Origin of the sequence: Nocardia terpenica, assembly GCF_013186535.1 — a bacterium.
Classification (GTDB): domain Bacteria; phylum Actinomycetota; class Actinomycetes; order Mycobacteriales; family Mycobacteriaceae; genus Nocardia; species Nocardia terpenica.
This window is the reverse complement of sequence record NZ_JABMCZ010000002.1, coordinates 1,817,257-1,840,581: the sequence shown is the minus strand read 5'-3', so window position 1 is coordinate 1,840,581 and position 23,325 is coordinate 1,817,257. Positions and strand designations below refer to the sequence as shown.

Genomic DNA, 23,325 nt, shown 5'->3' with positions numbered 1-23,325 from the left:
CAGTTTCATCGCTGCTGTGGGTTGGTCGCGTTGTCCGGGAGTCCGGCAACGATGGCAGCGAGGTTGTAGCCGGAGCGATGGAGAGCTCCCGTGCTGGGGTCGACCCGCGGGTACTCGGCGTGACCGGTCCCTTGCGTGTACTGCACACCATCGACCGTCACGGCATGGGTATCGAGGTGGGTGATCCATGGCACGGCGTCGGGGCTGCGTCCGAACCGGTTGAGATTCGCGATGGGATCGCTTGCGTCGGTCATCTCGTAGACGTGGCCCAGTTGCATCCCTAGGTCGGCGGGTGACTGGACAGCGTCGTTGATCCCGCCGATCGGGCTGTCTGCTATCCATGGGTTGATCGGGACCGGTACTCGTTCGCCGAGTCCTGGTGAACCGTAGAACACCACGTCCTGGACGCTCTTCCCGTGGTCTTGCTGCAGGGCGAGACTCGTCGTGACCGAACCGTAGGAGTGGCCCAATGCGGTGATATGTGGCTGGTTTCGAGTGCTTGCCACATCGAGGCCGTCGTAGAACTTCGCGAGGGCACCGGCGCCTTCTTCGGCTCGGCCTTGCATCGCTACGTTGCCGATGTCGTTGATGTCCTTCTGCGGTGGGGTGAGGTAGACCTCGGGCGCGGTGTCGGCGTCGCCGCCGACCCGTTTCCCGAGGCCCCCTCCCGCACCCGGCGTGCCCCTCTCGAGGCACCGGGCGCTCCATGTGTCTTGCCTGTTGGTCAACATGCTTGTGCTGTTGCCGGTTTCGGTTGCCAGGGGTTCGGGATCCGGCTACCGCGATAGCGGTAGCGGGTCACGGTGACGCTGGCCGCGCCGGTGAATACGACCCCGTTGTGCGCGAACCTCCATCCCCGATCACAGAAGCGGCGACGCATCTGTTTCATCGTGAGACGGTTCCGCCCTTTGTATTTCACCCTTATCCACCGCATCACTCGATTCCAGGTGAAGTCGTCCACCGCCTTGAACACGACTTTGGACACGCCGTAACGGAAGTAGTTCGCCCACCCCCTCAACGCCCCATTCAGGATGCGTAATAAACGATCCAGTTCGAGGACGCGGGTGGATCTGTGCGTCTTCTCCCGCACCTTGCCCTTGATCGCCTCGATCGCTTTCTTGGACGGCACGGTATAGACGTAATACTTGTTCGTTCCCCTCTTCCGGAAGCGCCGGATAGTGAACGAGAGGAAGTCGAAGCCCTCGTCGACATGGACCACCCGGGTCTTCTCCGATGACAGCCGTAACCCCATCGGGGCCAGCACGTCTGCCATTTCCTCGCGCAGTGCCTCGGCATGTTCCCTCGTACCGGACACCATGACGACGAAGTCGTCCGCATAGCGGATCAACCGCCAGTTGGCCAACCCGTCCCGTCTGCGCACGAGCCGCTGGTACGACGTGGCCATCACGTCCCGCCGTTGCTGGTCGTAGTATTCATCCAGCACCGACAGGGCGATATTGGCCAGCAGCGGGGAGAGTACGCCCCCAACGCAGTTGGCAATGTTCGCCCTCCGTGTCGGTGTCGGCGGCGGACTCCTCGCCGCTGTTGGTGCGTTCACGCAGTGGGATGCGGTGGCGGATGGTGATCTTCTCGGGGCCGATGAGGACGTCTTTGACCAGCAGTTTCACCACGCGTCGGCGGTCGTCGACGGTCGCGGTCTCGGCGTTGGAGCGAAGCTGGGCGAGGAACCCTTCGAGGTCGCTGGCGAGCGCGAGGTAGCCTTCGCGGTCGGCTTGCTGGGCGTCGAGGGCGCCGATCTGGTTGCGCAGGCTGGTTTCGCGGGCCCGCAGCTCGGGCATGCGGGCGCGCAGTTCGTCGATCGTGATCAGCTGCTCACCGAACGCTTCGATCATCGCGGCGATCCCGGAGCGGGTCTTGGCCAGCGCGGTATCAAGTCGTTTGCGTTGCGCCACAACGGGGTCGGAGGATTTCGCGGTGTCGAGTCGTTTGTCGATCTCGGTGCGGATCAGCGCGGGGTCGGCGAGCAGGGCGGTGAGGTGGTCCCAGACGACGTCATCGAGGTAGTCCGCGCGGACCGGTTTGTTGTCACAGACCCGTCCGCCTTCGTAGCGGTAGTTGTCCGAGCCCAGGCATCGGTAGTAGGAGATCCGCTTGTTCGTGGTGCGGGTCGCGGTCCGGTAGTAGCCGTAACCGCATCGGGCGCACGCTGAAAGTCCTTGCAGCAGATACGATTCGGTGTGTCCCCGGCCTCGTCCGCGGCCTGTGGTGCGTTTGTTCTCGGCCAGCCGCGCGGCGACCCGGTCGAAGGTTGCTTGCGACACGATCGCCGGGACCGCGATCTCGATCCATTCCTCGCGTGGGCGGTCCACGGTTTTCGACGCGGTCGGTGTCGAGCGGCCCGCCAGCCGCGCCACCCGGTTGAGGTCCGCCGATTCGTGCACGACCTTCGTCTTGCCGAACACCGCCCGTCCGGCATAGGCCGGGTTACGCAGCATGCCCCAGATCACCGACCGATCCCACCGGGTCTTGCCGGTGCGGGTCGGGGTGCCGGTATCGGTGAGCCAGCGCGTCAGGTCGGCGATGGAGGCCCCGTCGTCGGCGTAACGCCGAAACATCTCCGCGACCAGCGTTGCCTCATGCTCGGCGATCTCGTAGACCGCGCCACTGTGGTCGGTTTTGCGCAGATAGCGGTAGCCGAACGGGGCACCGCCGAGCACGTTGACCGACCCCGATTTGGCGCGGTGGGTCTTGCCGCGCCGATACCGTTCCATGATCTGGGCTTTCTCGTATTCGGCGAACATGCCCTGGAACTGCACCATCAGCTGGTCTTCGGGGGTGTCGCCGCGCGGTCCGCGGACGAACTCGACCCGGACCCCGGCGCGGGTGAATTCCTCGATCAGCAGCGCCTGGTAGGCGAACTTGCGGGCGAGGCGGTCCGGTGAGTAGCACAGCACCACATCGATATCGACGCCCGCGATCAGGTCCCGCAACCGCTCGAGCGCCGGACGGATCAGCGTGGCCCCGGAATGCCCGTCGTCGCAGAAGATCCACTGCTCAGGCACCTCGAGCCCGAGGTCTGCCGCGTGGGCGCGCAGGGCTTCGATCTGGGAGCCGATCGTCTCGTTCTTCTTCTGCCGGGCCGAGGACACTCGGGCGTACATCACCGCGTTCGTCATGCGGTGTCATTCCTTCCTGACCGGCTCGCGGAATGCGGGCCCGTCGTTGCGGTACCAGAATGGCGTAGGCCACCGACACATCCGTGGCCGCGTGACGGTCGAACACGAACTCCGCTTCGACCGCCCGCTCGTTCACCTGCGACGCAGCTGTCCAGGGCCCCGCGCCAAGAACTCCGTCAACGCCGCCGCCACCAGGGCGGAGATCGTGATCTGCGAGCCCCGCGCCCGGTCCCGGACCCGCCCCGCCAGCACCGCCGGCAGCTTGACGGTGAAAACCACCGACTCGCCGGGAACCGTGACCCGGCCCTCGCGCACCGCGTGATCGGCATACCGGCGGGCTTGCCGCGTCGAGCAGTCGAACCGAGCTGCCACTGCCACAACAACTTCGGCGACCGATAGCCCCGTGGCGAGGAGATCGGCAGCGGCATTGACCCGCCGCGCGTACTCGACCGCACCCACCCGGACACGACCATCAGCCATGACATAAAACTACTACCCGACATGTCAATCCCGCTCCGGAACAGAGGAATTGGCACGAGGCATCAGCTCGAGCCGACGGTAACTCAGCTCGACGTCGAAGCAGAAGTTGCCAACTGCGTTGGGGGCGTAGTTATCCCACCCTGCGGCGTTCCCTGCGGTGTCTGTTCCCGGTCACCGGCTTCCGATAACACACCGGATTTCAGGAAGGCTTTCACCAGCGCACACACCCGCTTATCCGCGATCCTCCCACGCAGGCGTCTCATCAACGCCGTGTGCGAGATCTCGTCGAAACACGCCTCGATATCCGCGTCCACGACCCAGTAGTAGTCCGCGTTTCCGGTACTGGAGTGATGGATCTCGGCGATCGCGTCCTGCGCGCGCCGGTTCGGCCGGAACCCGTACGAGCACGGCAGGAAATCCGCCTCGAAAACAGGCTCGAGCACCAACTTCAGACTCGCCTGGACCACCCGATCCGTGACAGTCGGAATCCCCAGCTTACGGAACTTCCCGCTCGCCTTCGGAATCACCGCACGCCGCACCTCGACCGGACGGAACTCACTGGCTTTCAACAAGTTCCGCACATGTTCCAGAAAAGCCGGAACCCCGATAACCGACTCGATCCACGTCACCGTGACCTTATCGATCCCCGGAGTTCGCGCCCCAGCGTTACCGGACACACGCGTCCACGCGTGCATCAGAAACGCCGGGTCATAGACGAGGTTGAACAAATCCCCGAATCGACGGGAGCGGTCCGCTCCCGCCCAACAGTGCAGTTTGGTCTGCATCCTCCGTACCGTGAAGGACGCCGAATCCGCATCCGGCCACTCCACAGCACCGGTATTCACCGATGCGTCTCCGGGCATCGCAGTCCCTTCCTGACCGACACACTGCCGCCCTTCCCGATGTGCACGGCTTTCCCGCACTCGCAGTACTACGGCGGCTCCGCCCCGCTCGCGTTCCTCGGCTGACGTCGCACCTCTCTGCCCGCCGGTCCCTGGCTGAGGACCGATCACGCAGCACGAACACGAACGGTTCCCACGTTCACTGGCATCCGGTCGACGAGTTAGGCACCCGGCTCTACCCCTGCGGCATCACCATGGCTACGCCGTAGTCCTTCACCATGATCTCCCGGCCCAAGCTACGAAGACCCGACCGAAAGTTGCTCGCCCACAACAACTCTGGGAAAGCACGCACCGCGATCCAGCCCACATCCACCGGGTTCGAGCTGGCGGCTTGTCAAGAGGCGTAACAACACCGGTTCCTCTCGTATGCCTTCTCGTCTTGCTCACCACGCCCGGCCCATCCGGTAGTACTGAACCGTCGTGACTTTGTCGAGGCTGCTCCCACCCTCCCCAGCGACTCCCGGATCAGGCTGCCTCCAGCTTCAATTCCCCGCTACGACGAGGAACAGACGGCAGGTCTCTCACCCCCATCCGGAACTGCCAGCGCCTCGTGGCGCACTCGTACCCGATCCAGGCGATCGCTGCCACGGTGTCGGTCTTCCCCGCCCTACTCAACTGGTGCTCGGCATTCTGCTTCAACGCCTCGCCTTCCTTCGCCATGTCCGCCAGCGAGCCGTGCACATTCGTACCGAGACCCGGTGTAGTGACTGCTACATGGTCGGCGGTGTCCGGGTCGCCGAACGCCAGTGCGGCACGGCCTTGACGTCCGTTTTTCATGTCCAACGCCATCAGTTTGGCGTCGGGATGTTTTCGCAGCTGGTCGTCGATCGTGTCGAGGTCCTTCAACCGTCCCTGCACGTCGTCTACGTTGCGGCGGGCCTGGTCCTGTCCGGCGTTGGCCAGTGCCATATCGAGTGTCAGTTGGTCTTGTAGGCGCGCACGCTCGACGGGAATCTCGTTGCGGTTGGCCTGGTCTCGTGCCGAGGCTGGAAGTCCGTCGAGGTTGCCGATATCGGCTGGGTGGGTGCTGATCTCCTCCCGCTGTTGTTGCGGAGTCAGCGTGTTCCACCAGTCCCGATTCTGTTGCGGGGTACCATTTTTCGGTGGTGGGATGATCTCTGTCTTCGGTGTTGTCGCGTTGCCGAAAGTATCTGCGGCGGGCAGGTCGGCGAATGCCTTGCCGATCTCGGTGACCGCGTTCGCATCGGTAGTGGCGGCGTGGTCGAGGACCTTCTTCATGAACGAGGTCTCGTTGTTGCAATCGAGCTGGAGTGCGGCCATTGCGGTGTTGTACTTGGTCTCGTCACCGCCGACCGACAAGTAGAGCCCGTGTTTGGTCTCCTCTTTGATGGAGCAGGTGCCGTCGTCGCCCACGGTCAGGCCCTTGGCCTCCGCCGTCCGTTTCTGCGCCGACACCAAACCTTTTGCGGCGGTGAAGTTCATGCTCGCGATCTTGGCGGCGTCGCGGCCGTTCTCCAACGCCTCCAACACCTTCCGCGACTTCTGATAAACCTGTCCGAACCGGACACGCATCGCATCGCCCGCTGCGCCCTTGAACGTGTCATGAGACCCGTCCACCGCACGGTTCTGGGTATCCATCCTGGTCCGCAACTCGTTGGCCTGCCGATCCCACTCGGCGGCCTGCTCGGTCAGCGAGCCCGGATTCCAGCTCAGCACCTGCGACACCGTGAAATGGTCACTCACCGGCCACCACCCGCGGCCACAATGCTCCGAGCATTCGCGGTGTCCTGGTCCTGGAAGCTGATCACCGCGCCGACGACGGTCCCGCCCATCTCCAGCAATGCGGTGCCGACCGCGGCCATCGCCTTGTCGGCGGCCCCGGTCGCGGTGTGGTAGGCGTCGGGTGTCTGTGCTCCCGGGAGGCCGTTGGTCAGGCTGTCGACAGTGGCGCCGCCCTTGCCAAGGACCTGAAGGTCTTGTCCTGCGGTCCCGAGCCCGTCCGCGAGTGCGCGGCACGCTGGTTTGTCGACGAATAGAATCTCGCCCGGCCCTGACCCCACGCTCGGCCCCTAGTTTTCGTCCGACCGTCCAGCGGCCGGCTGGTTCCCGTTCTGCGGTAACTCTATGCTGCGAACAGGGTAAATCAGGAACGGGGAGGACAACGTAGATGGACGACATCGACCCGCTAGCAGGTCACATCGAACACCTCGAAGCCTCCCTGGCCCACGGCGCTACAGCCTCGATGGCCGGTGACATCGCCTCGATCGACGTCGGCCCGGACGGCAGCCTCCGTGCCATCCGCCTCACCGACTACGGACGCCGACTCGATCCGGACACTCTGGTGGAAGCCATCATTCGCCTCCATGCCACCGCCCTTGCCGAGGCCCGCAACTCGGTTGCCGACGCCGTAGCCCGCCTCGAGAACGACCCCCGGCTCCTGGCGCTACGCGAACGGATGACGGACGCACTCAACCAACAACCGCATCAGCAAGCCGATGCTGGCTGGACCCACCAACAAGCCGCGTCGACGTCACGGTGCGATCCCACCCCCGAAGACGAGATGGACCCCTACTACCAGCGCAAAACCTGGCTGGAGTATTGAACACACCGCTGACCATTCCCAGCCACATGGAAGGCTATTCGAGAACCCCCGGCGGCATTCGGCACCCAAGAGCGGCAGCCAGAATCCGGTAATGGGTTGGCGCCCAAGTAGTTCGGCAGGACAGGCAGATGCAGCCGTCCGCGGTGATCTGGAGTGCGGCTTGGCGGACGAGTTCGCCGCTGGTGTCAGGGCGATGAACGGTGCGGACTCCGCAGGCGGGGCATGCAGCGACGAGTTCCCAGCGGCGGACCGGCTCGAGCTGTGCGTGTCCGGTGCTGGTCCAGCGCTGCAGGGTGGCGATCCAGTCGTGGAGTTGCTCCGGAATCGCTCATCGAAACCCTCGCACGAAAATGGCTCGAAATCATCAAAGAGTCCAAGGGCTGGTCCACCTACCGGCGATATAAGACCATCGTCGAAACCCACATTATAAAAAAGATCGGCGGGCTTACCGTCGACGAACTGTGGGTAGCAAAGATGGAGGGATTCTTCGACGCAATCAAGAAGGAAGTCGGGAAACCCACAGCGCAACTGGCGCGAGTCTGCTTGCGCGGAATGTACGACCTGGCCAGCAAGCGCGGTGCCGCGAGGTTCGGAAACCTCGTCCGGTTGACCGCGCCGATCAGCGTGGACCGCAAACCCGTGGTCGCGCTCAACCCGGCCCAGGTGAAGATGGTCCGCAAGATGCTGCGCGCCGACCGGTACTGCGCCCGCAGCGGCGTCGCCGACATCGTCGACCTGATACTCGGCACCGGCGCCCGCATCGGCGAAGTCGTCGTGCTGCGCTGGAAGCACTTCGACCTCGACGCCGAGATCCCCACACTGCTCATCGAAGCCACCGCCGCCTGGGGAGGCGGCAAGAGCGTCTACGCCCAGCCCTACCCGAAGGACGGTCCGCAGGCGCGACGGCGACTGAAGCTGCCACGCTGGCTGACCGAGGTGATGCGTACTCGCCGCGACCAAATGCCGCACGAGCCAGAGGATCTCGTGTTCCCCTCCCGCAACGGAACGATCCACCACCCGAATACCGCCCGCCGGTCGATCAACGACGCCCGCGACCGGGTTGGCCTGGTCGAGTTGCCGATGAACCCGCACACCTACCGCAAGACCGTCGGCACCAAGATCGGCCACCAGGACATCGAGAAAGCCGCAGCCCAACTCGGGCACTCGACGAGCGAGGTGACCAAGCGACACTATGTCGAGCCCGCCGTAGAGGTACCTGACACCCGCAGCTACCTGGAGGACTTCGCGGAGACCGTGGACGAGTTCGTGACCGATGTAGAGGAGTACGTAGCCTCGTTCGCCGACACCGATCAGGGATGACTCCCAGCGGCCAGGCATGGCCCCCTCAGCTGAAAATCCGGAGTAAATCCGGAGTAGGGCCCTTCAGGGGCCCACTCCGGCCCCCGGTACCAGCAGACTTGCACGGGATCATCCCTGGTCTGCTAGGGTATGGCAGGCTCCTCAGAGTCGCGCCGGTGTAGTTTAGTGGTAGAACATCAGCTTCCCAAGCTGAGAGTGCGGGTTCGATTCCCGTCACCGGCTCTACGATCGCTCTCGCGCTCTCCGCGCAGGTCACCAAGGCCATCCGCAGTGAATCCGATTCGCGCTGAGATCATTTCGGGCCTGCCGCGATACGCCGCCGTGCCACACACGTGCCACTAGGCACCGGAACGTCCCTCGCGGTATTCCTTCGCCATGCGGGACAAGTCGTCGGCGATGCGACGCTGAGCGTCGTCGGTGGCCCGCTGGTAGATCAGCGCCGCGCGCATGTCGTCGTGCCCCATTCGCGCCATGAGGTCCTTGGTCGACATGCCCGATTTGGACGCCCACAGGTTCCCGGCATGACGGAGATCGTGGAAGTGGACGCCGGTCAGCCCGACTCCCGCCGTCACCTTCGCCCACTTCACCTGCTGCGCAAAGTTGGAGCGCCGCAACGGATTTCCCTTCAGGCCGGTGAACACGTAGGCACTCGGTGCGGTCCGCGCGTACTTCTCCAGGTGCATCAGGACATCGGAGCGGACGGCTTCGGGAACGGTCAGCGTCCGGATACCGGCGCGTGATTTCGGAGACGCCACGACAAGGCCCTTAGCAGGTAGCTCCACCAACGCCTTGCCGATCCGGACCGTCGTTGCCCCTTCGGAGAGGTCCGCTCGGGTCAGCGCCGACACCTCACCCCAACGCAGCGAACAGAACGCGGTGAGCAGGATCAGCACCCGATACCGGTCCGGGACGGCACCGGCGAGCGCGAACACCTGGCCGACCGTGAGCACCGGCCGCTCGGGGCTGTTCTCCCTGTCGGCACCCCGGACTCGGCACGGATTACGAGGGATGATCTTGTCCTCGTCCACGGCCGTGTTCAGCGCCGCCCGCACCAGCCGATACGCCTTGGCGGTCACGATCTCCGACACCCCCGCCTCAATCCGACCGGAACGCCATTGCCGGACCATCGGTGTCGTCAGCTTGCCGACCGCGGTACCGCCCAAGTCCGTCTCCTCGACATGCTTGCGCAACAACCATCGATACAGCTCCCGAGTCCTCGGCCGCAGACCGGGACGCTGATCGATCCAGCGCTCGACGTACTCCTTCAGCAAGATCTTGCCCCGTTCGGGATCGATCCAATCGCCTTGGAGGATCTGCACTTCCGTAGTCGACAGCCATTGCTCGGCCGCCTTCTTGGTGACGAATGTCCTTGGGGCAGGCCGCATCTGGCCGTCCGGACCTCGATAACGAGCCTGCCACCGCCCCGACGGCAGTTTCCGGACGTTTCCAAATCCGCGCTTCTTGCTCATCAGCTGGCCCGCCGAGAGTACGGAGCCACGTCGACACGACCTGCTTGGGCGAACTCCTCCAGGTCCGAGACCTTGAACCGCACGTGCCCGCCGACCTTGTAGAACACGACGCGTCGTTCGGCCACCAAACGACGGATGAACCGCACCTTCACGCCGAGGTACACCGCCGCCGCTTCCACATCCAGATACCCCAATTCGATGTCCATTTCTCCCCTCCCCTATGCCGCTTCCGGTAGTTGCTTAACGGGTTCGTCGCCGGGTGGACTCTCGCCGAGAAGTGCTCGGGCTTCCATGAGCTGATTGCGCCATCGGGACTGTTGCGCGATCAACGACATGATCAGGTGATGGCGGGGCGGAACGTTCGGGTCTCCGGGTTCGGCCAGGACCACCTTCAGATGTGAGGTGTCCTCCTGCTCGATACCGGCCCCGTCGAGGAGTTGCTTAACGAACTCCTGGCGTTCGGCCTGATGATCCTTCAACGTCTTCCCGGTCCACAGCTTCGACACCAGCTGCCGGTTACCGGCCACGCCCAGGCAGTCGCGCTTGTGCACGTTCGCCCCGCACCGGCCCGGCACCGTCTTCGGGCCCGCGCCTTTCGGGACGACGCCGTACAGCAGCCACACCGGGCAGGAATCCGAACACGGCGTCCGCAGCAACTCCGCGTGCAACCGGTCGTAGTGGTCGGCGGTGCGCTGATTCGGCGGCTCCAGAATCTCGCCAACGGACTTGGTGAGGTATTTGGCCAGGTAGCCGATGGCGGCATCGGCCTTCGGGGTGCCCTTCAAGATGCCCTTGGGTTTCACCTGCACCCCGAACCGCGCCACATGCGTCGGTGTGTCGGAGGCGTCCATGATCTCGCGGCCCTGCCCCCACGACAGCAACCGTTCACCGGTCTCCGGGTCCACGAACGTCCTCGCGTCGTAGTCCCAGCGGGGCAGCCGCCCATGCCAATACGCCTGCATGTCGTGCGGGGGCCACCACACCTGAAGGTAGGTCGCCGCGGTGCACTGACGGATGATCTCGTTCGGGACCGCACCCCGGATCAACAGGTGGATATGCGGGGCACCGCGGCGCTGGGGCTCCACGGTGGCGAAGTACTGCACCTTCCAGCCCACCGCGCGCCGCAGGTTCTGCACCCACCGGTTGAACAGGGCCGCGAAATGCACCACATCACGGGCCGCCTGCCGATAGTCGTAGTGGTCCGGATCGATCGGGGAACCATCCCCGCACACCTCCCCCTTGCGGTTCTTCGCGCCGTCGCGGTGCACCGCCCCGTACCCGGGCATGGTCAACGTGACGAACGTGCTCGGCCGGTACTTACCCGCGAACACCTCCCCCACCGTCCGATTGGTCACCTTCAACCGCGGCAACTCCGGGACATCGGTGCGACGCCTGGTCGACCGCGTCGAGGACTTCCGGGGTGGCGCGTCCAACGGGGGAAGCCGTTTACGGACACCGGTCTCCCGCAGCTCCGCATCCAAATCCCGCACGATCTCGCGGATACCGTCCATGGTGAAGGTGTCCCCGTCCTCCTTCGCCCGCTGGTAGTCCTGCTGCAACGACGACCGCGCCGCCACCAAATCCATCTGCTGATCGGTCGGGTCCGGCTTCACGATCACCGGTTCCGCGTCCAGATGCCAGCCCTCCCGGCACTGAGCAATCCGCAAGGCCCGCTTCCGTTTCGCGCACGCCGGACACACCGACTCCAGCGTGTTCCCGCACGCCGCACCGACCGGCTGTCGTTCCCCCGTCCGCTCGTCCACCACCCACATGGCGATCGGTTTGCGGCAGGACCCGAACTTGTCGGCCGCGCCCTGGGCGATCTCCAGCCAATCCAGCGCGGACAACCGATCCGCCGCCGTCTCCCGCACCGGGGCCTCTTCAGCTGGATTCGGGGCGGGCCGATCCGGTTGCGTGACAACAGGTTCGGTCATGCGACGGTGTCCTTCCGGGACGAGGTGGCGCACACGGTGAAGTCCTCGCGCTCCGCGATCACGCCGTAGGCGAGATGGTTGTAGGCCGACCAATGCCCGTAGTCGATCTGGTGCAGCCCAGTACCCGGCAGGTTGCGGCGACGCTCAATATCCGGGGCCACCAAGGCCAGCCCGAACGCGCACGTGCAACCCTTGGACTCCGACCTGAAACCTTCCCCGGTCCCGTGGCAATGCGCGCACACCACCCACTCGGAAATACCGTGCAGGGCAATGCAATTGGTATTGGCGCAGTCGTAGTCGCCGCACCAGATGCAGCGGTTCGCGAACGTCATGCGCGGCGGCAACGATTCGGACCGGCGGACAGGCAGCGGGATCACGACAGCGGTACTCATACCGCCACCTCGAACAAGGCGATCTGCCCCCGCGACTCCCAATGCCGGGGCCGCAACCTGCGACGGGGCAACGGGGCCAACAGCTGATCAGCCGAGTAACCCGGAAACATGGCCTCCAGCACCCGGCAACGATCCGCGTGCGGCACACGGACACCACCGGACTTCCACCGCCGCAACGTCCGCTCCCCCGGAGCCCCGCCGACAAGCGAGGCATCCACCATCACCGCCGCCTTGTCCCACTCCACACGAAACGCCTTGTGGGACTGCCAACGCCGTTGCCCGAGAAACACTTTCAGCACGGTTCCGGATGTCATCGCTCAGAACCCCGCGTAGAAGACCTGACCCGACGCCGACCGCACCGACGGAGCCGGAACATCGGACCGGTCGTGATCGGCAGCCGGACGCCACCGCGACGGATCCGACACCACGTACACCGGCTCGGGCACCACCGACAGATGCCGGGCGAGGCGACGTCGAGCCTCCGTCTCCCGACGCTCCTGTTCGACCGCATCCTCCACCGAGTCGTACTGGGTCAGACCACCGATGCAGATGCCGCACAACTCATCCGCCCCCTTGACGTCCAACATCTGGGAGCCGCCGCACACGCTGCACGGACCCCAAATCGACTCCACGTGCATCTTCACGCACCGCGCCTTCGTGCAGTACCGCTCACCGCACCAGATGCACCAACCCGCGTAGTTGAGCCGATCCGGCCGAACGATGCCGGGTGCCTCGGTCTTCAGAGCCTGCATGATGATCCTCCCAGGTAACCTTTCTCGGTTTATGACCCCTAAACTCGCCATCATCGCTCGTGGTCGACAGAATTTAGAGGGTGTAAACAGCAACGCTACGCCCGAGTCCCGCTCGGAGTCAAGGGGCTCTAAACTCATAGGCGTGGCTACTGCTGACGAGTTCGAACAGGTTCGGAGTGATCCGAATCCGATCCGCCGTGGCCAGCGCGCCACCGAGCTGATGACCATCTATCAGCAGCGCGCTACAGAACTCGCCCGCCTCCGGAAGGCCGCAATCGAAGAGGCACATCAGGAGGGTCTGAGCTACACCGAGATAGCCGAACAGCTCGGCATCACGAAGGGCCGGATCAGCCAGATTCGAACCTCAGCACCTCGGCCTGAGCGAGCCTTCTTCGGAGTTGGCCCGGTCGCCGTCGGTATCCCCCGACGCTTTGGCTTGGAGGACGGCCGCGAACGTCCTTTCTTCGACGCCAACGATCAAGCCACACAGCTTGCCATCGAAAGCCTTCTGGCTCGTCTTTCCTTGGCTTGCAACGTATTTGCCATCGATCCAGATCGAGCGGAGCTGCCCTCGGGAGACTGCGTCATCATCTGCGGACCGAAGTCGGCACCGGTGGCGCGACACCTCCTCGAGGGTGACCCGTACCTAGACTTCGAGCGCGACGAAGACGGCTGGTGGATCACCGATGCGAAAGCGCGACAGCGGCATAACTCGCCCTATCGCCGAGACAGCTCAATCCGAACGGACATCGGGTACCTGTCACGCCGACGCGAGAACGACCGGGTCATCGTGCACATAGCTGGCATCACCAGCATCGGTTCCTTGGGAGTCGCTGACTGGCTCGACAAACATCTCGCGACGCTGTTCGATCCCACGTCGAACTTCGTCTCGGCCGTGATCGAATGCGACTTCGATGCCGAGTTCGCAGTGACCGACAGCCGCCTTATCGTAGGTCCATACAGGGACAGCGAATGAAGATCGCGACCGCCCAGCTTCAAGAACGCACAGCCGACGATCGCGTTCTCGCTGACGACAACGGTGTAGTCGTTCTGGACGGCGCAACCGCATTTGATCCGGACGTGCCTTCAGCTGGCACCTACGTCGACGTGCTTCAGAACGAACTGTACCAACGGCTCGCCAGCCCATCCGATCTTCGATCCATCCTGGCTGACGCAATCCGCGCGACCGCTGATTATCTCCGAATCCTGCCGGGCCGAGCACCCTCCAGCACGGTAGCCATCCTCCGCCCTCACGGTGATGAACTCGAAATCCTCGTCCTGGGCGATACATCCGTGGTCATCGGCCAAGCCGACAAGATTGTCGATCTGATCATCGATGATCGAATCGGAGCCCTCGACCTCCCCGATTCCCAGGAGTACAAGCGCCGTCTCAAATCTGGCACTGGCTACGATCAGGCACACGGAGATCTGTTGCAGTCACTCCAGCGACAGCAACGACAGCGGCGAAATCGCCCAGGTGGGTACTGGATTGCGGAAGCTGATCCATCGGCAGCCGAACACGCAGTTGTCCAGCGCTACGCCTTTTCCGATGTTGACTGGGTCATCTTGGCCACCGACGGCGCAGCCAAACCGCTTGAGCCACTGAATATTTCGTGGCCCGAAGTCGCCCACTTCACTGCCACCGGGCTCGAACAACTTCTCGACCGCTGCCACCGATGGGAGGCCGAACGCGATCCCGACGGCCGCCTACAGCCACGAGCCAAGCGCCACGACGACAAGACGATCGCGGTCGTACGACCGAACTGTCCTCACCATGCCAGTTGACCGGCCTGATCATCCGCCACGTCCGAGCTACTTCCTACACTCAGTCCGGTGGCCATGTCAGCGACCCTGCGCACCTTGCGACGCAATCCCTTTGCTTAATTTGGCTATACAGTCCTCAAGGCGGCGCGCTGCGCGCGCCGCGCCACGCAAGCGCCGCTCCGCTCGTCCCTCGCCCGCAGCGGCGCGTCGCGCCGCACACAGCACGCCGCAACGAGTCCCATATCGCCTATACGGCAACGAATCTGCCACGAGGGGTGGCCGAGGAAGACTGGACACGGTCAGGACCACCGGGCGGATTCGAACAGTCGAGTCCATCCGTGGTCAGCTGGGCGGCGACCCGGTCGATGAGTCCGGCACCGAGCCGCCCGACACCTTCCCGAGATGCCCTCATCTCGTGTTGGTTTCCCCGCCTTCCTCATGGCCCAATTGTCTCGCTCCAGACGAGCGCGTCAAGGACCACCTTCGGTGTCCGCTACGCGGTGCCTACGGCATCCTTGACACGCCCGTCTTCCACTGAGGGATGGCCAGTATGAGGAAGGTGGGGAAGAAAAGTCAGGGGGGCGAATGGTCGCCTATGCGCGTGCCACAGACGTGCCAGATGTTGTGGTCAACAGCGGTAAATCGAGGTACCTACCGTGCATCTGCCGACTTGGGCTAGCCCTGCCTACGTGATCAATCCCCTGATTCCCAAGCTGAGAGTGCGGGTTCGATTCCCGTCACCGGCTCCACTGTGAAAACCCCTCTTCGAGAGGGGTTTTCGTGTTTGTGGGGCTGGGTTACTGCTGGGTTCCTGTGCACTGTTGGACGAATTTCTGTACCGCTGACTTGGCCTTGGCGGCGTCGTCTTTGCTCAGGCCCATGGTGCCGGGGTCGGGGGATTGGGTGTTGGTGCCGGGCTTGGACATCAGGCGGAGGCCGTCTTGGGAGATGCCTTCTTCTACATAGATTTTCGCGGCGCAGTCGGCGACTTTGGGGTCGAGGCCGCCGGACTGCATGGACTTGGACAGGTCGGCCTGGGTGATGGTCGGCTGGGCGTCCTTGTGGTCGGAGCTGCCGCAGGCCGCCAGCAGGGGCAGGGCGATGAGTGCGGCGGCGATCAGCGAAATCCTCAACTGTTCCTCGATTCTCGCGAAGAGTCGGCTGTCTTGTCGGACGGGCGGGCACGGCCGCCGTGGAGATACTGCCGTATCACGCGGCGCGGGAACAGTCCGCGGTCACAGGTCCATGGCCGCGCGCAGGGCGGTGTCGATCCGCTCCAGGGTGTCGGAGTCGCAGACGCCGATGCGATCGGCCAGCCAGCCGCGGTAGATGCGGCCCAGATTGCCCGCGTGCACCCAGCCGTGACCGGGAATCGAGACGGCGAGGATATCCAGCGGATCGTCGGCGACCACCTCCGCGGCGATCAGCCACGGGCGCGGCGACTCGTTGATGCCGTCACTGGAGATGAGCACGACCGTGCGACGACGAGGCGAACCATGCGGGTTGTAGATCCACACCTCACCCCTGCGCACGCAGCTCCTTCTCGGCCTGGACCAGTTCCGCCTCGTCGGTGGCCGCCTGTTCGGTCGGCTCGGGCACCGGGAGACAGCCGGTGCGCACCGCTTCTCGGCGGGCGGCTCGAGAGATCCAGGCGGACGGGGACATCCCCGCCCGCGCGGCGGCCTGCTCGGCGAACGACCAGGCCGCCTCGTCCAGGGACAACGTCACCTTACGGGTAGCCATACCGTTTATCGTACCGCCGGTTCCCGGCCAAAAGCATGCCGGGAAGACTAGGTAAGCCCTGTTGGCGGGATGCCAATGGTTGCTACTGTGAGGCCGTTCACCACCCGCTCGGGGAGTCGAGTATGAATCTGAGTCATCATCGGGGCGGCTCCGGCGAGCCGCTGGTCCTGGTGCACGGCGTGGGCAGTCGGCGGCAGGTGTGGGAGCCGGTCGTCGACACCCTGGCGGGCTCGTTCGAGGTGTTCGCGGTCGACCTGCCCGGCTTCGGCGAGACCGCGCCGCTGGCCCGCACCACCGTCGACACCCTCACCGACGCGCTCGCCGCCTTCCTCGCCGAGCAGAGCCTCGAAAGACCGCATCTGGCAGGCAATTCCATGGGCGGGCTGATCGCGCTGAATCTCGGCGCGCGCGGGCTGGCCCGGTCGGTGACCGCGTTCTCGCCGATCGGTTTCTGGTCCACCGCCGGACGGGCCTGGTGCCAGCGGTCGCTGGGCGGCGCGAAGGCGCTCGGGCTGCGGCTGCGGCCCGCGCTGCCCGCCGTGCTCGGAAATCCGGTGGGCCGCACCGCGTTTCTGAGCCTGATCGTCGGCAAGCCGTGGTCGCTGGACGCCCGCGTCGCCCTCGACACCGTCGTCGGCGCCCTCGACGCGCCCGGATTCGATTGCGCCCTGGCCTCTTTCGACGACGCCCGGCTGCGCGACGGCGGGCGGCTGGCGCGCATCCCGGTCACGGTGGCGTGGGGCGACCGCGACATCCTGCTCACCTACGCCACCCAGAGCCGCCGCGCCCGCGCCTGGCTGCCCGGCGCCCGGCACGTCACGCTGCGCGGCAGCGGCCACACCCCGTTCTACGACGACCCCGCCGGATGCGCGAAGATTCTGCTGGACCAATTCGGTGCCGCACCCGGGCAGGCGAAGGAGAGCCGCCGATGAGCAACGTATCCCTGACCTTCGACGGCGACCGCGCCTACGTCGCCCTGGATCGCCCCGACAAGCACAACGGCCTGACCATCGACATGCTGGGCGAGCTGGCGCGGGTGGCGCGGGCGGTGGGCAAGCGCGACGACATCCGCGCGGTGATCCTGTCCGGCAACGGGCCCAGCTTCTCGAGCGGGCTGGACATCGCGAAGACCGCGGGCGATCCGCTCACCATCGCGCGCAGCTTCGTTCCGCTGCCGTGGCGCGGCACCAACACCTTCCAGGAGGCGTGCTGGGCGTGGCGGCGGCTGCCGCAGCCGGTGATCGCGGCCGTGCACGGCCACTGCTACGGCGGCGGGCTGCAGATCGCGCTGGCCGCCGACTTCCGATTCGCCACGCCCGATGCGGATTTCTCGGTCATGGAGGTCCGGCACGGGCTGATTCCCGATATGACCGGCGCGGCCACCCTGTCCCGGCTGATCGGCATCGATAAGGCGCTGCTGCTGACCATGACCGCCGATCCGGTGGACGCCGCCTACGCCGAACGCATCGGCCTGGTCACCGAGGTCGCCGCCGATCCGCGCGGGGCCGCCGAGAAATTGGCCGACCGGATCGCGGCGCGCCCGCCGCACGCGGTGGCCGCGGCCAAGCGGCTGTTCGACCGGAGCTGGCAGGCGGCCACCTGGCGAACACTGGGCATCGAGCGGGCAACCCAGCTCCCGCTCGTCCTTCGGCAGGCGCTCGGCCGCAGGTAGTTACGCATTCGGCGGGCCTGCCGAGCCCCGAGCCGAAAACGATCAGGAATACCCCGAAACCCCGTGAGGCAAACTCGCGCAAACGCGATTCGCTGTTAGCATCTTCACACTTTGCCAGCCAGTCCGATGACCGTGTGCGGTGTCACAGGTATTTCCGGGTGGGCCGCACCCGCCTCGGCGAGAACGGAGGCCCACAGTTTTGTCCAGGACCGCATCCATCCTGCTGTCTGCGATGGCAGGCGCCTCGGCCGTGCTCCTGACCGTCACCGCACCGGCCGCGGCGAACCCCAATGCGATCAATCCGATCCCGGTCCTCAACGGCACCAGCGGACTACCGCAGCTGGTCGGCCGCTCGCGGGCGGTCTTCCAGGTCACCGGCATGGCCAGCCCCAACACCACCCAGAACTACAACATCCTGGGTACCGACCTGGGCATCATGTGGGACAACGGGAACGGTGAGATGCTCACCGCGTTCGGCGACACCGCCGGGCTGGGCCTGCCGAACCTGTTGGCGGGCAGCTTATGGGAGTGGCGCAGCAATATCCTGGTGCGCAGCCACACCCAGAATCCGCGCAACGGCATCTATTTCGACAGCGTGGTGCGCGATGTCTTCGGCCAGGCGCGCGATCTGATTCCGAGCCCGAAGATTCCATTACTCGAGATCAGCCGCATCCCGACCGCGGGGATCTCCGTCAAGGGCGTGCAGTACATGAGCCTGATGTCGGTGAAGAGCTGGGATCAGGTGGGGCAGTGGACAACCAACTACTCGGGGCTGGCCGCCTCCGCCGACGACGGCGAGACCTGGGCCGATCTGGGCTTCACCCGGCGGCCCAACGAGGGCGGCAATGCCAACTTCCAGATGAACGCCTTCGTCAAGAGCGACGGCTGGGTCTTCGAATACGGCACGCCGTCGGGCCGCGACAACTCCGCCTACGTGGCGCGGGTGCGCGAGGACGACATCCAGAACCTCGGCGCCTACGAGTACTGGGACGGCGGGCGCTGGCGCAAGGGCGATGTGAACGCGGCCGCGCCGATCGCGGGCGGCGTCGGCGAGCTGTCGGTGATGTGGAACGACTACCTCGGACAGTTCGTCATGCTGACCACCGACCCGTGGAATTCCGTGGTGATGCGCCGCTCGGCGTCGCCGGAGGGGCCGTGGAGCCCGCCCGAGGTGCTGATCGACACGCGCGAGCTGCCCACCGCCTACGCGCCGTCGATCTTCCCGTATCAGACGGGCCGCGATCTGTACTTCCTCACCACGGTGCACAGCCAGTACAACGTGATCCTGATGCGCACCACCCTGTAGCGCTACAGCGCGATCAGGCCCGCGTCGGTGGGCCGGAAGCCGCAGGCGTCGAAGTAGAACGGGCGCAGGTGCGGCTCGAAATCGACGTGCAGCCACGTACATCCGGACCGGGCGGCGGCATCGGCCGCGCGCCGCACCAGCTCGGTGCCGATGCCGCGGCGCTGCTGCCCGGGGTGCACCTTGGGGTCGAGCAGGAAGGCATGGTCGCCGCCGTCCCAGGCCACATTGGCGAAGCCGATCAGGTCGCCGCCGGGCAGCCGGGCGGTCATCCAGCCCAGGCTGTGCGTGCGGATGCGGTCCCACCAGCCGGGTTCGGCCGTGCCGCCGTGGGCGCGGGTCAGGGCGACGAGTTCGGTGTCGGCGAGCTCGGCCCGCCAGCGGTAGTCGATCTGCACGGCGGTCATTGTGCGGTCCGGGACCGGTGTGTCGTCGAGTGGTTTTCTCCGGTCATACACTCGGCTCATGGACGCGGCCGAGTGGGACGCGCGGTATGCGCACAGCGAATTGGTGTGGGGCGCACCGCCGAACGCGACAGTGGTCGAGCACGTGTACGGGCTCGAGCGGCGGATCGTGCTGCAACCCGACGTTCCGGGCGGGGACGTGCCGCCGCTGCCGCGCGCCCTGGACCTCGCCTGCGGGGAGGGGCGTAATGCGCTGTGGCTGGCCACGCACGGCTGGCAGGTGCGCGCGGTGGACTTCGCCCAGGTCGGCATCGATAAGGGCCGCACCATCGCCTCGCGGCTGTCGCGGTCGGTGCGGAGCCGGATCGACTGGCACTGCGCCGACCTGACCGATCCGGACACCGCCGGGATCACCGGCCCGTTCGAGCTGGTGCTCATGGTCTTCCTGCATCTGCTCGCCCCGCAGCGAGGCGCCCTGCTCGCCCGGGTGGCCGAGCAGCTCTCCCCCGGCGGCGTGCTGCTGGTGCTGGGACACGACACCACCAACATCACCGACGGCTATGGGGGGCCGCAGGATCCGACGGTGCTGTTCACACCGGACGACATCGTGCGCGACCTGGCCGCCGCGGGGGACCATGTACGGATTCGCCTCGCGGACAGGGTGTTTCGGGAGACCGAGGGGCGGGATGCGATCGACGCCCTGGTGGTGGCGACGCGGACGGTGCCGGATTTGGACGAGCAGGCTACGACGGATTAGACCAGCGGCGGAGCCAGGACTCGGCGGTATCGCCGATGGCGTCGAATCCCGTTCGGAAGGAATGGGGTTGGCCCGGGATCACGCGGACCTCGGCGGCGTCGGCGGGGTCCGGGATGCCGAAAGGGTCTCGCTCGCCGTTGATCACGACGACATCGAGAATTTCGGAGGCAGCGAGGAGTTCGTCGCGGCGGGTCTTCTCCGGCTTTCCGGGCGGGTGCAGCGGGAAGGACAGGGCGATAACGCCTTTCGCGGCGGCGGGGACGGCGGTGCGGCAGGCCACCCGGGCGCCGTTGCTGCGGCCGCCCTGGATCAGCGGCAGGCCGCGGAACTTTTTCCGAAGGGCCGCAACGATTTCCAGCCAAGCCGCGTCCTGCGTGGCGGCCGAGCCGGGGGCGCGTCGGCCCGCCACGCGATAGGGCTGGACCACCCGCGCCACCGCGCCGCCGAGACCCAGCGCGCGATCGCGCACGGCCAGCAGGTCCTTCGCATCGACTCCCCCGCCCGAACCGTGGGTGAGCAATAGCAGAAATCTCGGTTTCGCGGGGCGGTCCAGTTCGATGTCCGCGGGTCCGGCACTCGTCTGCAGGCGCACGCCCAACGGTAACTCGCACCCGCCCGCGGACCGGGCAGCGCGGGCCGAAAACCGGTCTCGAACAGCAAGATCGCGGCCGGTCGGCACCGTCGGCGCGTGGTCGCCCGCGAAACGCCGAGATGACGGCTGTTCATCGCGTCACATCCGCGGTCGGATTCGTTGAAACCACCCCTACCCGTCGGTAATATACGGTGTAAGTTACCCGCGAGTAGCAGGTTGAGGGCTACCCGATGGAGACAACGGGCGGGAACGGCACAACCGACCGCACCAACTCAACGGAGAGTGAGTAACAGAGATGGGCCACTACAAGAGCAACGTCCGCGACCTGGAGTTCAACCTCTTCGAGGTGCTCGGCATCGGTTCGATCCTCGACGGCGGCGCGTTCGGTGATCTCGACACCGACACCGTCAAGGAGATGATCAACGAGGTCCGCCGCCTGCCGAGGGACCGCTGGGCGAGTCCTTCGCCGACGCCGACCGCAACCCGCCGGTGTTCCACCCCGACACCCACACCGTCACGCTGCCGGAGTCGTTCAAGAAGAGCTACCGCGCGCTGCAGGAGGGCGGCTGGGACAAGCTCGGCATCGCCGAGGAGCTGGGCGGTCTGCCCTTCCCCCGCACCGCGTACTGGGCCATCGCCGAGCTCATTCTCGGCGCGCAGCCGGCCGCGTTCATGTACGCCGCGGGCGCGGGCTTCGCGAACATCTTCTACAACAACGCCACCGAGGAGCAGAAGGGCTGGGCGAAGATCGCCTCGGAGAACGGCTGGGGCGCCACCATGGTGCTCACCGAGCCCGACGCCGGTTCCGATGTGGGTGCGGGGCGCACCAAGGCGATTGCGCAGGCCGACGGCTCCTGGCACATCGAGGGCGTGAAGCGGTTCATCACCTCCGCCGATTCCGATGATCTGTTCCCGAACATCATGCACCTGGTGCTGGCCCGTCCCGAGGGCGCGGGGCCGGGTACCAAGGGGCTGTCGCTGTTCTTCGTGCCGAAGTTCCACTTCGACCACGAGACCGGCGAATTGGGCGAGCGCAACGGCGTTTTCGTCACCAATGTCGAGCACAAGATGGGCCTGAAGGTGTCGGCCACCTGCGAGGTGACCTTCGGCGGGCACGGCATTCCGGCCAAGGGCTGGCTGGTCGGCGAGGTGCACAACGGCATCGCGCAGATGTTCGAGGTCATCGAGCACGCGCGAATGATGGTGGGCACCAAGGCCATTTCGACCCTGTCGACCGGGTACCTGAACGCGCTGGACTACGCCAAGCAGCGGGTGCAGGGCGCGGACCTGACCCAGATGACCGACAAGAACGCTCCGCGCGTCACCATCACCCACCACCCGGATGTGCGTCGTTCGCTGATGACGCAGAAGGCGTACGCCGAGGGTCTGCGCGCGGTGTACCTGTACACCGCCGCGCATCAGGATGCGGTTGTCGCGGAGCAGGTTTCGGGCGCCGATGCCGATCTCGCGGCGCGGGTGAACGATCTGCTGCTGCCGATCGTCAAGGGTGTGGGTTCGGAGCGGGCCTACCAGTACCTGACCGAATCGCTGCAGACCCTGGGTGGTTCGGGCTTCCTGCAGGATTATCCGATCGAGCAGTACATCCGGGATTCGAAGATCGACTCGCTGTACGAGGGCACCACCGCCATCCAGGCGCAGGACTTCTTCTTCCGCAAGATCGCTCGTGATCGCGGTGTGGCGCTGGGGCATGTGGCCGGGCAGATCGGCAAGTTCATCGAGTCCGAGGCGGGCAACGGCCGTCTCAAGGGTGAGCGCAAGCTGCTGGCCACCGCGCTCGAGGACGTGCAGGCGATGGCCGCGACCCTGACCGGGCACCTGATGGGCGCCCAGCAGGATCCGGCCGAGCTGTACAAGGTCGGCCTGGGCTCGGTGCGGTTCCTGCTCGCGATCGGCGACCTGCTCATCGGCTGGCAGCTGCTGCGGCAGGCCGAGGTGGCGCTGGCCGCGCTGGACAACGGCGCGAAGGCCGGTGACGAGGCGTTCTACCACGGCAAGATCGCGGTCGCGCAGTTCTTCGCCCGCAATGTCCTGCCGGAGCTGACCGCGGTCCGCGCCGTGCTGGCCAACCTGGACAACGACATCATGGAGCTGGACGAAGCAGCCTTCTGATCCCGGCCAAA

The 23,325-nt window shown here is 65.7% G+C and carries 27 protein-coding genes, 1 tRNA gene and 1 pseudogene; 10 read left to right on the top strand and 19 right to left on the bottom strand.

Annotation, left to right across the window (positions count from 1 at the left end; genetic code table 11):
• Nucleotides 1–5: 5 nt before the first annotated feature.
• The 7 genes from HPY32_RS20335 to HPY32_RS20305 form a co-directional block, all read right to left on the bottom strand.
• Entirely contained in the window at nt 6–731 is a 726-nt protein-coding gene (locus tag HPY32_RS20335; protein ID WP_067578963.1) for an alpha/beta hydrolase, read from the bottom strand.
• Nucleotides 725–1,444 carry a group II intron maturase-specific domain-containing protein gene (locus HPY32_RS20330; RefSeq protein ID WP_231951342.1) on the bottom strand — a complete coding sequence of 240 codons (720 nt, stop codon included), beginning with the start codon at nt 1,442–1,444 and terminating at the stop codon, nt 725–727. The genes HPY32_RS20335 and HPY32_RS20330 overlap by 7 nt, the downstream gene beginning before the upstream one ends.
• On the bottom strand, nt 1,434–3,137 hold the full coding sequence (locus HPY32_RS20325; RefSeq protein WP_067578965.1) for a recombinase family protein: 1,704 nt from the start codon (nt 3,135–3,137) through the stop codon (nt 1,434–1,436). Before HPY32_RS20325 ends, HPY32_RS20330 begins: the two co-directional genes overlap by 11 nt.
• 132 nt (nt 3,138–3,269) lie before the next feature.
• On the bottom strand, nt 3,270–3,617 hold the full coding sequence (locus HPY32_RS20320; protein WP_197696320.1) for a hypothetical protein: 348 nt from the start codon (nt 3,615–3,617) through the stop codon (nt 3,270–3,272).
• Between the two features lie 83 nt (nt 3,618–3,700).
• Nucleotides 3,701–4,312 carry a reverse transcriptase domain-containing protein gene (locus HPY32_RS20315; protein ID WP_462686487.1) on the bottom strand — a complete coding sequence of 204 codons (612 nt, stop codon included), beginning with the start codon at nt 4,310–4,312 and terminating at the stop codon, nt 3,701–3,703.
• Between the two features lie 672 nt (nt 4,313–4,984).
• Nucleotides 4,985–6,223: an alpha/beta hydrolase gene (locus HPY32_RS46185; protein ID WP_067578968.1), complete on the bottom strand. Its 1,239-nt coding sequence runs from the start codon at nt 6,221–6,223 to the stop codon at nt 4,985–4,987.
• Entirely contained in the window at nt 6,220–6,540 is a 321-nt protein-coding gene (locus tag HPY32_RS20305; RefSeq protein ID WP_067578970.1) for a hypothetical protein, read from the bottom strand. Before HPY32_RS20305 ends, HPY32_RS46185 begins: the two co-directional genes overlap by 4 nt.
• Before the next feature lie 107 nt (nt 6,541–6,647).
• Between HPY32_RS20305 and HPY32_RS20300 the strand changes: the two genes are divergently transcribed.
• On the top strand, nt 6,648–7,082 hold the full coding sequence (locus HPY32_RS20300) for a hypothetical protein (RefSeq protein ID WP_067578972.1): 435 nt from the start codon (nt 6,648–6,650) through the stop codon (nt 7,080–7,082).
• A gap of 34 nt (nt 7,083–7,116) precedes the next feature.
• Here HPY32_RS20300 and HPY32_RS46820 read toward each other — a convergent pair whose 3' ends face one another.
• On the bottom strand, nt 7,117–7,374 hold the full coding sequence (locus HPY32_RS46820; RefSeq protein ID WP_444939657.1) for a DUF7340 domain-containing protein: 258 nt from the start codon (nt 7,372–7,374) through the stop codon (nt 7,117–7,119).
• 182 nt (nt 7,375–7,556) lie between these two features.
• Between HPY32_RS46820 and HPY32_RS20295 the strand changes: the two genes are divergently transcribed.
• The gene (locus HPY32_RS20295) at nt 7,557–8,402 is read left to right on the top strand and encodes a site-specific integrase (RefSeq protein WP_067578974.1); all 846 of its coding nucleotides are present in this window, start codon (nt 7,557–7,559) and stop codon (nt 8,400–8,402) included.
• Between the two features lie 151 nt (nt 8,403–8,553).
• Nucleotides 8,554–8,624 (top strand) — tRNA-Gly (locus HPY32_RS20290).
• 116 nt (nt 8,625–8,740) lie between these two features.
• Here the strand turns inward: HPY32_RS20290 and HPY32_RS20285 are convergent.
• The 6 genes from HPY32_RS20285 to HPY32_RS20260 are packed head-to-tail and all read right to left on the bottom strand — an operon-like array spanning nt 8,741 to nt 12,949.
• On the bottom strand, nt 8,741–9,871 hold the full coding sequence (locus HPY32_RS20285) for a tyrosine-type recombinase/integrase (RefSeq protein WP_082870654.1): 1,131 nt from the start codon (nt 9,869–9,871) through the stop codon (nt 8,741–8,743).
• A complete protein-coding gene (locus HPY32_RS20280; protein ID WP_067578976.1) occupies nt 9,871–10,077 on the bottom strand; it encodes a helix-turn-helix domain-containing protein in 207 nt (68 codons plus the stop codon). The genes HPY32_RS20285 and HPY32_RS20280 overlap by 1 nt, the downstream gene beginning before the upstream one ends.
• Nucleotides 10,078–10,089: 12 nt before the next feature.
• Nucleotides 10,090–11,805, bottom strand: coding sequence for a replication initiator (locus HPY32_RS20275; RefSeq protein ID WP_231951345.1), 1,716 nt, complete (start codon nt 11,803–11,805; stop codon nt 10,090–10,092).
• Nucleotides 11,802–12,197, bottom strand: a complete 396-nt coding sequence (locus HPY32_RS20270; protein WP_067578979.1) for a hypothetical protein — start codon at nt 12,195–12,197, stop codon at nt 11,802–11,804. The genes HPY32_RS20275 and HPY32_RS20270 overlap by 4 nt, the downstream gene beginning before the upstream one ends.
• Nucleotides 12,194–12,511, bottom strand: coding sequence for a hypothetical protein (locus HPY32_RS20265; RefSeq protein ID WP_156673940.1), 318 nt, complete (start codon nt 12,509–12,511; stop codon nt 12,194–12,196). The genes HPY32_RS20270 and HPY32_RS20265 overlap by 4 nt, the downstream gene beginning before the upstream one ends.
• Nucleotides 12,512–12,514: 3 nt before the next feature.
• Entirely contained in the window at nt 12,515–12,949 is a 435-nt protein-coding gene (locus HPY32_RS20260; RefSeq protein ID WP_067578983.1) for a hypothetical protein, read from the bottom strand.
• Between the two features lie 142 nt (nt 12,950–13,091).
• On the opposite strand from HPY32_RS20260, the gene HPY32_RS20255 reads away from it, so the two are divergent.
• Nucleotides 13,092–13,925, top strand: coding sequence for a sigma factor-like helix-turn-helix DNA-binding protein (locus tag HPY32_RS20255; RefSeq protein WP_067578985.1), 834 nt, complete (start codon nt 13,092–13,094; stop codon nt 13,923–13,925).
• A complete protein-coding gene (locus HPY32_RS20250; protein WP_171982945.1) occupies nt 13,922–14,734 on the top strand; it encodes a PP2C family serine/threonine-protein phosphatase in 813 nt (270 codons plus the stop codon). The genes HPY32_RS20255 and HPY32_RS20250 overlap by 4 nt, the downstream gene beginning before the upstream one ends.
• A gap of 776 nt (nt 14,735–15,510) precedes the next feature.
• Here HPY32_RS20250 and HPY32_RS20245 read toward each other — a convergent pair.
• The 3 genes from HPY32_RS20245 to HPY32_RS20235 all read right to left on the bottom strand — a co-directional run bounded on the left by HPY32_RS20245 (nt 15,511) and on the right by HPY32_RS20235 (nt 16,456).
• On the bottom strand, nt 15,511–15,846 hold the full coding sequence (locus HPY32_RS20245) for a hypothetical protein (protein WP_067578990.1): 336 nt from the start codon (nt 15,844–15,846) through the stop codon (nt 15,511–15,513).
• A gap of 102 nt (nt 15,847–15,948) precedes the next feature.
• A complete protein-coding gene (locus HPY32_RS44700) occupies nt 15,949–16,245 on the bottom strand; it encodes a hypothetical protein (protein ID WP_067578991.1) in 297 nt (98 codons plus the stop codon).
• A complete protein-coding gene (locus tag HPY32_RS20235; protein ID WP_067578992.1) occupies nt 16,232–16,456 on the bottom strand; it encodes a hypothetical protein in 225 nt (74 codons plus the stop codon). The genes HPY32_RS44700 and HPY32_RS20235 overlap by 14 nt, the downstream gene beginning before the upstream one ends.
• 122 nt (nt 16,457–16,578) lie before the next feature.
• Here HPY32_RS20235 and HPY32_RS20230 point away from each other — a divergent pair, with 122 nt between their 5' ends.
• From HPY32_RS20230 to HPY32_RS20220, 3 genes are all read left to right on the top strand, one after another.
• Nucleotides 16,579–17,388, top strand: coding sequence for an alpha/beta fold hydrolase (locus tag HPY32_RS20230; RefSeq protein WP_067578994.1), 810 nt, complete (start codon nt 16,579–16,581; stop codon nt 17,386–17,388).
• A complete protein-coding gene (locus HPY32_RS20225) occupies nt 17,385–18,128 on the top strand; it encodes a crotonase/enoyl-CoA hydratase family protein (RefSeq protein WP_067578996.1) in 744 nt (247 codons plus the stop codon). Before HPY32_RS20230 ends, HPY32_RS20225 begins: the two co-directional genes overlap by 4 nt.
• A gap of 232 nt (nt 18,129–18,360) precedes the next feature.
• The gene (locus HPY32_RS20220) at nt 18,361–19,434 is read left to right on the top strand and encodes a glycoside hydrolase family 183 protein (protein ID WP_228786736.1); all 1,074 of its coding nucleotides are present in this window, start codon (nt 18,361–18,363) and stop codon (nt 19,432–19,434) included.
• A gap of 2 nt (nt 19,435–19,436) precedes the next feature.
• Here the strand turns inward: HPY32_RS20220 and HPY32_RS20215 are convergent, their stop codons facing one another.
• The gene (locus HPY32_RS20215) at nt 19,437–19,838 is read right to left on the bottom strand and encodes a GNAT family N-acetyltransferase (RefSeq protein ID WP_171982944.1); all 402 of its coding nucleotides are present in this window, start codon (nt 19,836–19,838) and stop codon (nt 19,437–19,439) included.
• Between the two features lie 58 nt (nt 19,839–19,896).
• Between HPY32_RS20215 and HPY32_RS20210 the strand changes: the two genes are divergently transcribed.
• The gene (locus tag HPY32_RS20210) at nt 19,897–20,592 is read left to right on the top strand and encodes a class I SAM-dependent methyltransferase (protein WP_067579000.1); all 696 of its coding nucleotides are present in this window, start codon (nt 19,897–19,899) and stop codon (nt 20,590–20,592) included.
• Here HPY32_RS20210 and HPY32_RS20205 read toward each other — a convergent pair.
• Nucleotides 20,579–21,184: an alpha/beta hydrolase family protein gene (locus HPY32_RS20205; RefSeq protein WP_067579002.1), complete on the bottom strand. Its 606-nt coding sequence runs from the start codon at nt 21,182–21,184 to the stop codon at nt 20,579–20,581. The genes HPY32_RS20210 and HPY32_RS20205 overlap by 14 nt on opposite strands.
• A gap of 295 nt (nt 21,185–21,479) precedes the next feature.
• Here HPY32_RS20205 and HPY32_RS20200 point away from each other — a divergent pair.
• Nucleotides 21,480–23,314, top strand: a pseudogene (locus tag HPY32_RS20200) (acyl-CoA dehydrogenase).
• Nucleotides 23,315–23,325: the final 11 nt, after the last annotated feature.

What these genes read in the sequence shown, in the direction of transcription:
- HPY32_RS20235 (WP_067578992.1), bottom strand. Translation starts at nt 16,456, where the DNA reads ATGGCTACCCGTAAGGTGACGTTGTCCCTGGACGAGGCGGCCTGGTCG.
- HPY32_RS20285 (WP_082870654.1), bottom strand. Translation starts at nt 9,871, where the DNA reads ATGAGCAAGAAGCGCGGATTTGGAAACGTCCGGAAACTGCCGTCGGGG.
- HPY32_RS20275 (WP_231951345.1), bottom strand. Translation starts at nt 11,805, where the DNA reads ATGACCGAACCTGTTGTCACGCAACCGGATCGGCCCGCCCCGAATCCA.
- HPY32_RS20230 (WP_067578994.1), top strand. Translation starts at nt 16,579, where the DNA reads ATGAATCTGAGTCATCATCGGGGCGGCTCCGGCGAGCCGCTGGTCCTG.
- HPY32_RS20220 (WP_228786736.1), top strand. Translation starts at nt 18,361, where the DNA reads ATGGCAGGCGCCTCGGCCGTGCTCCTGACCGTCACCGCACCGGCCGCG.
- HPY32_RS20335 (WP_067578963.1), bottom strand. Translation starts at nt 731, where the DNA reads ATGTTGACCAACAGGCAAGACACATGGAGCGCCCGGTGCCTCGAGAGG.
- HPY32_RS20265 (WP_156673940.1), bottom strand. Translation starts at nt 12,511, where the DNA reads ATGACATCCGGAACCGTGCTGAAAGTGTTTCTCGGGCAACGGCGTTGG.
- HPY32_RS20315 (WP_462686487.1), bottom strand. Translation starts at nt 4,312, where the DNA reads ATGCACGCGTGGACGCGTGTGTCCGGTAACGCTGGGGCGCGAACTCCG.
- HPY32_RS20250 (WP_171982945.1), top strand. Translation starts at nt 13,922, where the DNA reads ATGAAGATCGCGACCGCCCAGCTTCAAGAACGCACAGCCGACGATCGC.
- HPY32_RS20280 (WP_067578976.1), bottom strand. Translation starts at nt 10,077, where the DNA reads ATGGACATCGAATTGGGGTATCTGGATGTGGAAGCGGCGGCGGTGTAC.
- HPY32_RS20225 (WP_067578996.1), top strand. Translation starts at nt 17,385, where the DNA reads ATGAGCAACGTATCCCTGACCTTCGACGGCGACCGCGCCTACGTCGCC.
- HPY32_RS20260 (WP_067578983.1), bottom strand. Translation starts at nt 12,949, where the DNA reads ATGCAGGCTCTGAAGACCGAGGCACCCGGCATCGTTCGGCCGGATCGG.
- HPY32_RS20270 (WP_067578979.1), bottom strand. Translation starts at nt 12,197, where the DNA reads ATGAGTACCGCTGTCGTGATCCCGCTGCCTGTCCGCCGGTCCGAATCG.
- HPY32_RS20300 (WP_067578972.1), top strand. Translation starts at nt 6,648, where the DNA reads ATGGACGACATCGACCCGCTAGCAGGTCACATCGAACACCTCGAAGCC.
- HPY32_RS20325 (WP_067578965.1), bottom strand. Translation starts at nt 3,137, where the DNA reads ATGACGAACGCGGTGATGTACGCCCGAGTGTCCTCGGCCCGGCAGAAG.
- HPY32_RS20210 (WP_067579000.1), top strand. Translation starts at nt 19,897, where the DNA reads ATGGACGCGGCCGAGTGGGACGCGCGGTATGCGCACAGCGAATTGGTG.
- HPY32_RS20320 (WP_197696320.1), bottom strand. Translation starts at nt 3,617, where the DNA reads ATGGCTGATGGTCGTGTCCGGGTGGGTGCGGTCGAGTACGCGCGGCGG.
- HPY32_RS20215 (WP_171982944.1), bottom strand. Translation starts at nt 19,838, where the DNA reads ATGACCGCCGTGCAGATCGACTACCGCTGGCGGGCCGAGCTCGCCGAC.
- HPY32_RS20295 (WP_067578974.1), top strand. Translation starts at nt 7,557, where the DNA reads ATGGAGGGATTCTTCGACGCAATCAAGAAGGAAGTCGGGAAACCCACA.